General features: G+C 71.8%; 6 protein-coding genes and 1 pseudogene. 2 read left to right on the top strand and 5 right to left on the bottom strand.

Translation table 11 applies throughout. The features are described 5' to 3' along the window. The 5 genes from VM840_07690 to VM840_07670 all read right to left on the bottom strand — a co-directional run. A partial coding sequence (locus VM840_07690) for a PAS domain-containing protein (protein ID HVL81455.1) occupies window positions 1-1,402 on the bottom strand: 1,402 nt, incomplete at its 3' end. A gap of 5 nt (window positions 1,403-1,407) precedes the next feature. Further along, window positions 1,408-2,562, bottom strand: a complete 1,155-nt coding sequence (locus VM840_07685; GenBank protein HVL81454.1) for an acyl-CoA dehydrogenase family protein — start codon at window positions 2,560-2,562, stop codon at window positions 1,408-1,410. Continuing rightward, window positions 2,562-2,984, bottom strand: coding sequence for an ATP-binding protein (locus VM840_07680; protein ID HVL81453.1), 423 nt, complete (start codon window positions 2,982-2,984; stop codon window positions 2,562-2,564). The genes VM840_07685 and VM840_07680 overlap by 1 nt, the downstream gene beginning before the upstream one ends. Next, the gene (locus tag VM840_07675; protein ID HVL81452.1) at window positions 2,968-3,306 is read right to left on the bottom strand and encodes an STAS domain-containing protein; all 339 of its coding nucleotides are present in this window, start codon (window positions 3,304-3,306) and stop codon (window positions 2,968-2,970) included. The genes VM840_07680 and VM840_07675 overlap by 17 nt, the downstream gene beginning before the upstream one ends. 33 nt (window positions 3,307-3,339) lie before the next feature. Continuing rightward, window positions 3,340-5,649, bottom strand: coding sequence for a family 78 glycoside hydrolase catalytic domain (locus tag VM840_07670; GenBank protein HVL81451.1), 2,310 nt, complete (start codon window positions 5,647-5,649; stop codon window positions 3,340-3,342). Window positions 5,650-6,420: 771 nt separating this feature from the next. On the opposite strand from VM840_07670, the pseudogene VM840_07665 reads away from it, so the two are divergent. Together VM840_07665 and VM840_07660 are read left to right on the top strand one after the other, a co-directional pair. Next, a pseudogene (locus VM840_07665) lies at window positions 6,421-6,714 on the top strand (ATP-binding protein). A gap of 49 nt (window positions 6,715-6,763) precedes the next feature. Continuing rightward, the coding region (locus VM840_07660; GenBank protein ID HVL81450.1) for an extracellular solute-binding protein at window positions 6,764-7,099 on the top strand (336 nt) is incomplete at its 3' end.

Here is a 7,099-nt window from a genome sequence, read left to right as displayed (position 1 = left end):
CAGCCAGGGCGCGCTTCTCGGGGAGCCGGTGGGTCGCGGTGAGGCGCCGGATGCGCCCGTCGGCATCGGTGAGGTCGACCGCGCACCAATCCGCGGCGCCGGCTACGGCGAGCTCGGCCAGGCGGTGGAGGATCGCCTCGTGGTCGAGGGAGGACGCGAAGACGGCGGAGGCATTGGCGAGCAGCTCCGACCTCTCCTGGCTGCGCCTCAGGTTCGCCTCGAGCTGCTTCTGCTGGGTGATGTCCCGGAAGTACCAGGCGCGTCCCAGGTAACCCGCCTGGGGGTCGCGCAGCGGGGTGGAGAACCGATCGAAGACGCGCCCGTCGCGGAGGAGGATCTCGTCCCTGTCGACCTCGTCGGGATGTTCGTACAGGTAGCGCACACGGGCCGCGAACCCCACTGCGTCCACCACGCTGTGGGAGACCCACTCGAGCGCGGCGGATTCGCCCTCGGCCGCCATCACGTCGTCTGGGATCCCCCACATCAGCGCGAAGCGTCGATTGGAGTAGAGGATCCTCCCCTCCGGCGATACCACCAGGATCCCATCGATCGTCGCCTCGCTCTCGATCTCGAGCAGCTGCTTCTGGAACCTGAGGACCTCTTCAGCCTCGTCGCGTGCGCGCTCTGCCAGCACCCGTGCGGTCACGTCCTGGACGAGCAGCAGCAGACCGCGCCCATCGGAACCGGCTCCCGCGGGAGCGACGATGAGCTCCAGGTGCCGGGGGCCGTCCGGGTGCCTCATCGCGAACAGCTCGGCTGGCGTCGTGCCACTGGAGGCTCCCCGTAGGAACGTCTCCACGCCGACCGGATCGTCGAAACCGTCCGCGACGGGGGAGCCGATGGCGTCGGCGCCCGGGCCGGCGAAGAGTTGGGCGGCGGCTCGGTTCGTGCCGCGGATACGCAGCTCGGCGTCGAGGGAGATCACCCCGACCGGCAGATGCTCGAGGATCAGGCCGAGGTGCTGGCGCTGCGTGGGGGTCGCCTCGCGCAGCATCTGGTCGAGCATCGAAGTCGTGGCTTCGTGGCGAGCCCGGGCGTCCGACTCGCTGAGGACCTCCCGGAGGACCGCGGCGAGCTCGCCGACATCGTGGGGCGACGGGAGGCAGTGCACGCTCTCCCCGATCAGGGGCGTCAGCTGCAGGGCCCGCCGGACGACCTCCAGATCTCCGGGCTCCCTGAGGAGCACGACCGGCACGGTGCGGTCCGCTGAATGAGCGCGCTGGGCCACACGGATCGGCTCCCGTACAGACGGGGCTACCACAACGAGGTCGAAGCGCTCTCCACGGACCAGTCGGTCCACCCCTTCCGGGTCGTCGGTCGGGTGGAGGCGCCAGGCGGGCTCCGTCCGGGCGAGCGCTCGCGTGAGCTCGGCGTCCAGCGCCACGGCGAGGACGACGCTCATCTGGCTCACTCCGTGAGCAATGGGAGCCCGAGCAGGTACCGTCCGACCCACGTGCGCAGCAGGTCGGTGGAGGGCGACATCACGGGCGCGGCGCGCGCGTCGCGCAGGGACCGGGCGATCCGCGAGTTCTCCCCGTACGCGATCCCACCCATGAGCGTCATCGCCTCGTTGGCCACCGCGACGACGGTGTCTCCGACCTCGGCCTTCGCCGAGCACAGTAGGGGGAGCGCGTTCTCGGCTCCCGACTCGGCCGCCATGGCCGCCTCGTAGGTCAGCCTGCGGGCCCGCTCGACGACCCCGTACAGCTGCCCCAGCCGGTGCTGGACGACCGGCTGGCGGCCGAGGGTGGAGCCCGTGTGCTCGAAGCGTCGGCCCCCAAGGTGGTGGACCGTCTCCTCCAGGCAGGTCTGAGCGACCCCGAGGTAGGTGCCCGACATCGCGGCCAGGAAGAAGGGGGCGACGACGTTGAAGACGTACCAGATCTCCTCGCCCTCCTCGCCCAGGATCTCTCGACGGGTGATGACCACGTCGTCGATCTCGAGGCGTCGTGCGTCGTTGCCTCGCATCCCGAACCCCTGCCAGCCCCCTCCCCACACGAGCCCCTCCGATGAGGCGGGCAGGATCGCGCACGAGAACTCGCCGGGCGGGGCGGCCGGGTCGGCGGCGACGGTGGATATCACGTAGGAGTCGGCGTGGGAGCCGTTGGTGACGAAGACCTTCGCTCCACGCACGACATAGGTCCCGTCGTCGCGAGCGGCGAGCGCCGTCGAGGGTATCCAGAAGGCGGAGCCGCTCCCAGGCTCGCTCAGTGCCAGCGTGGTGAGGTGCTCTCCCCGGGCGATCGGCTCGAGGTATCGCTCACGCTGCTGCGGGGTCGCCTTCGCCGCGATGACCGCCGCCCCCACCCCGTGCATCCCGTAGCAGATCGCGGTAGAGGCGCACTGACGACCCAGCGTCTCGCAGACCTGGGTGAGCGCGAGCAGTCCGTAGCCGAGGCCGCCCGCGTCCTCGGGCACCACCAGACCGCCGAGTCCGGCGTCCAGCAGCGCCGCGATCCCCTCCTGGGGCCAGCGTGCCTCTCGGTCCACGGCCTCGGCGTTCTTCGCCAGGACGTCCGAAGCGACCGCCGTCGCCGTCTCCAGGACGCGGTGCATGTCCATCAGCCGTGCCTCAGGCGGGACAGGTCCGCCTCGTGCGCAGGGTGGTCTATCTCGAACCAGACCCGTGCTCCGTCCTCGCGGGCCACCCCCCACCGGCTCGCGAGCGACTCGAGCAGCGACAGACCCCACCCGCTGTCAGGGCTCCGAGGCAGCAGGGCCTCCGGGTCGAAGCCGGGCCCGTTGTCATGGAGCTCCACCCGGACACCGTCCGGCCGTAGCCACATGCGTAGGAGGAACACCTCGCTCGGACTGGCCCCCGAGTGGCGCACCGCGTTGGAGACGAGCTCGGTGACGAGGAGGTGGAGGACATCGACGATGTGCTCCGGGAAGCTGGGGCGGAAACGGTCGACGGCGCGCCTCGCCTCCCGCCCGCTCTCCGCGGTCGGCCGCAGGGCCAGCTCGACGTCAGGCGTCTGGTTCATCGAGCATCTCCGGTGACTCCACCAGCTCGAACGGCGCCTCTTCGCGGACGAAGCCCAGCAGCCGCTGCACGCCTGCGGACCCCTTCACCATCACCACGCGGCTCGACGTCTCCTGGGAGCTCTTCCACAGCCGCAGGAAGACCCGCAGACCGGACGAGTCGATGAAGCGTAGCCCGCGCAGATCGAGCACGAGGAGTCCCTCGGGCTGCAGCTGGGCGCGGAGGTCGGTCTCCAACGCGGGGGCGTTCGCGAAGTCGACCTCGCCGTCGAAGACGACCACCGTCCGGTCGGCTCGCCGTTCGACGCTCCAGGTATCCGGCATGAGGGCAAGCCTAGACGACCGCCGAACGTCGGGCTACAGGTCGTGCCGTCCCGGACCGAGCCGGACCTCGCGGCCCCCGATCGCGACGATGGCCTCCATGCGATCCGGGACCTCGAGCCACGACCTGGCGCCGAACCGCCCCCGCACGGGTCCATGGGGCGTCGGTACCGCGCCTTCCGCCCAGTCGAGGTCGCCGAGCGCCGGGTTCACGTGCACGGTGTCGTGAAGGGGTCTGATGCCCAGGACGTGCGTGGACAGGTCGTAGGTCGGGGTGGCCGACCACGCGTGGCAGAGCGAGCCGAGACCGGGCCGAGCCGTCCAGTACTCCTCGATGCACCCGTTCCCGCGCTCGAGCATCGGGGTCCATCTCCGGCACAGGTCCACGATCAGGTGGGCGCGTCCGGCCTGCGCCACCGCCTGGTGGACGAAGTGCGAGAAGAAGGGCTGCGCCTCGACCACCTGCTCCTCCTCGTCCATCGCCGGGTCCTCCCACTGGTGGCTCAGGCGGCGGTCCAGCTCAGGGGTGTCGCCGGGGGTGAGCGTCCGGACGACCCGACGTGGGTCCAGGACCCGGTCGAGCATCCCGTCCCATCGCGACCGGGGGGCACACCCGGACAGGATCGCGACGGCGTTCGTGTGCTGGCTCACCCGGCGGCCCGGGGAGCCGTCCGGGTCGGCCGCGTCCACGTAGACGCGACGGCGTCGGTCCCAGTAGCGGCCGAACGCGCGTCGGGTCGCTCGCGCCCGCTCGGTACACCGGCGGGCCAGTCCCCGGTCGCCGGCCACGACCGCGAGCGTGGTGGCGTCCTCGAGGGCCATGGCGTACAGGGCGTCCATCACCGCCGTCTGCCGTCCACGCTCGTTCTGCGCCCAGTCGATGAAGACCCAACCCTCGAGATCGGTGAGCAACCCGTCCGGCCCGCGCCTCGCCTCGAACCAGTCGAGGATCCGGGCGGCGACGGGGAGCAGGCCGACCACGAGGTCGCGGTCCCCCGTCCGCTCCCACAGCCGGGCCTGGGTGCGGATCCAGTGCAGGGAACAGTCGGGCAGGGTGACGGGGCGGTCCGTGAAGTCGGACGCGGCGACGGCGGGGAGGAGCCCGTCCGGACGGGCCCCCTGCGCGTGCAGACGCTGCGTCCAGGCGGCCAGGCGGACGTCGGGGTTGCAGACGAGGCCCACGAGAGCCATCACGTAGTCGTCGCCGAGCCAGGACCGCTGCTCCCGTCCCGGACAGTCGATGTAGGCGTCGAGGGAGCACAGGTCGAGGGTCCTGGCCCCCGCCTGCCAGAGCTCGGTCAGGACCGGGTCGCTGCACCGGAAGTACGATCCCGGCTCCCTTGGGTAGGTGCGCTCCAGAGCATCTACGGAGAGTCGGGTCGCGTTCCCTTCGATGATCGACGTCCGAAGGTAACGGAAGCCGACCGGCTCGAACGCCTCGATCGCCTCTCCGGGCCGTCCGGAGGCCGTGTATACGAGCTCCCACTCCCTCACGTCGGTGACGGGGGTGCCGGCCTCGTCTAGTGCCTCCCCGCACGTGAGCCGGACGACCGTGCCCGCCTCCGCCTCGAGGGCGATGCGTGGATGCCCGCAGACGATCTGACCCATGTCGAAGACGGTCGACCCGCCGTCGCCCCGGGCAGAGACTGGGGACATGACGCGCTCCGCGAGGTGTGGGATCGGACGGGGGCCCAGCCCTCCGAATGGCTCGCAGGGGGGGATGCCGCCGCCCGACCCCGGACCCGCCGCCTCCGTCTCGTACGCCGGGCGCCAGGCCGAGTCGTCGAAGCCGGGCTCGGTCCATCCGTTCGGGACGGCGCGTCCGTTCACGATCTCGGGAGGTGGGGGGCCGCCCACGCCGCTGGGCTCCGCGCGTCGGAAGGGGGCCTCGGCGGCGCGCCAGGACCGGTCGCTGCAGACGAGGAGTCCGTCGATCTCCGCCTCGAAGAGCAGGGCACCGAGGCCGAGCGTCCCGACGGGCGGGGCGGGCTTGTAGTGAGGGTTCGCCTCGCCGTACCCCCGGACCAGCACGGCTACCGCGTTCACGCCCTCGCGCAGGTGAGCCCCCAGATCGTAGGTGTCGTAGGTGAGGTGCGAGGGTTCGGACCGCACCGGCCCCCGCCCGATACGGGTGCCGTTGACCCACAGCTGGTAGCGGCCGTCGGCGGTGATGCGGCAGGTCGCCCGCGCCGGAGCCGACCGCAGCTCGAAGGTCGTGCGCAGGTAGCCGAACCCGTCCCGACGCAGGGGCGAGGCGGCGAAGACCGCCCGGAGGAGGTCGTGTTCCTCCCACCAGATCCACCGCGCCCGCCACCGGCGGGGCCACGAGCTGCCGCCACCCTCCATGGCTCGAGTCTGACGGTCCGGGCGGGAGCCCGCCCGTCCGGACGCCCCGCGGTTACAGTCCTTTCCAGATGGGTATCGGACACGGCATGTCCGCCGGTGCGCCCGTCCGGGGCGCCACTTCGCGGCCCGCTGAGAACCCAAGGGGCGGGGGATCCGGGTTCCGCCACGAGGCGCTCGTCTACGAGGGCCTGGACGAGTTCGTGCAGCGGATCTCGTCGTTCGTCAGGGACGGGGTGCGTGAGGGGGCGGCCATGCTGGTGGCGGTTCCGGGCGAGAAGGTCGAGGCCCTCCGCGAGGAACTGGGCCACGACGCAGCGGACGTGCGTTTCGAGGACATGACCCAGCTCGGCAGCAACCCCGCCAGGATCATCCCCGCCTGGGTCGACTTCGCAGCCCGGGCGGGGGACCGGCCCCTCCGCGGGGTCGGCGAGCCGATATGGGCGGGCCGCAGCGACGAGGAGATCGTCGAGTGCCACCGCCACGAGTCCCTGCTCAACCTGGCGTTCGCCGAGGGTCCATCCCTGTGGCTGATCTGTCCCTACGACGCGGCCGCGCTGGACCCCGAGGTGGTCGAGGCGGCCGCGACGACGCATCCCGTGGTATCGCTCGGCGGAGTCGGCTCGTCCAGCTCGACCTACGGCGGTCTTGGGCCGGCCTCCGAGCCCTTCTCGACTCCCTTGGATGAGCCCGACGGCCCCTTCGAGTCGATGACCTACGACATGAGGAGCCTGCGTGCCGTGAGGACGTTCGTGTCGGCGGCGGCCACCCGGTGTCGGGGCGGACCGTACCGCGGACCTGCTCATGGCGGTAACCGAGCTGGCGACGAACAGCATCCGCTACGGGGGCGGGTCGGGCACCTTGCGCTGCTGGTCGAGGCCGGGGGCGCTGATCTGCGAGGTGCGGGACGCGGGACGGATCTCGCGACCGCTGGCGGGCCGCGTCCGCCCGCGGGAAGAGCAGGAGGGCGGGTACGGGCTGTGGCTCGTGAACCAGCTCTGCGATCTCGTCCAGGTGCGGACGTTCGAGGACGGGTCGGTCGTCCGCGTGCACATGTCGCTCGGCTGAGACGCCGCTCCCGTTGCGGGCGTGGGGGAGGGTCGGTCACCGTAGGGGCGTGACTCACCTGCGTTCCGGGCGGCTGACCCGGCGTCTCGCCGCCGGCGCGGTGGCCCTCGCCCTCATCGGATGCAGCCGGGAGGAGGCTCCCACGCCCCCCGGCGAACCGTCGGGCGACCTCGTGGTGCTGGCCGCCGCCTCCCTCACGGACGCCTTCGAAGGCCTGGCTGCCGACCTGAAGGAGGAGCATCCACGGCTGCGCGTGCAGATGTCGTTCGCCGGGTCGTCCACCCTGGCCGCCCAGATCGCCGAGGGGGCGCCCGGGGACGTCTTCGCGGCCGCCGACGAGGCCACGATGCGCCGCCTCGCCGGAGACGGCGACGTGGAGGGGGAG

The organism is Actinomycetota bacterium, from assembly GCA_035540895.1.
Lineage (GTDB): Bacteria > Actinomycetota > JAICYB01 > JAICYB01 > JAICYB01 > DATLFR01.
Note: the sequence above shows the minus strand (reverse complement) of the source record. Positions and strands in the feature narration are given on the sequence as shown.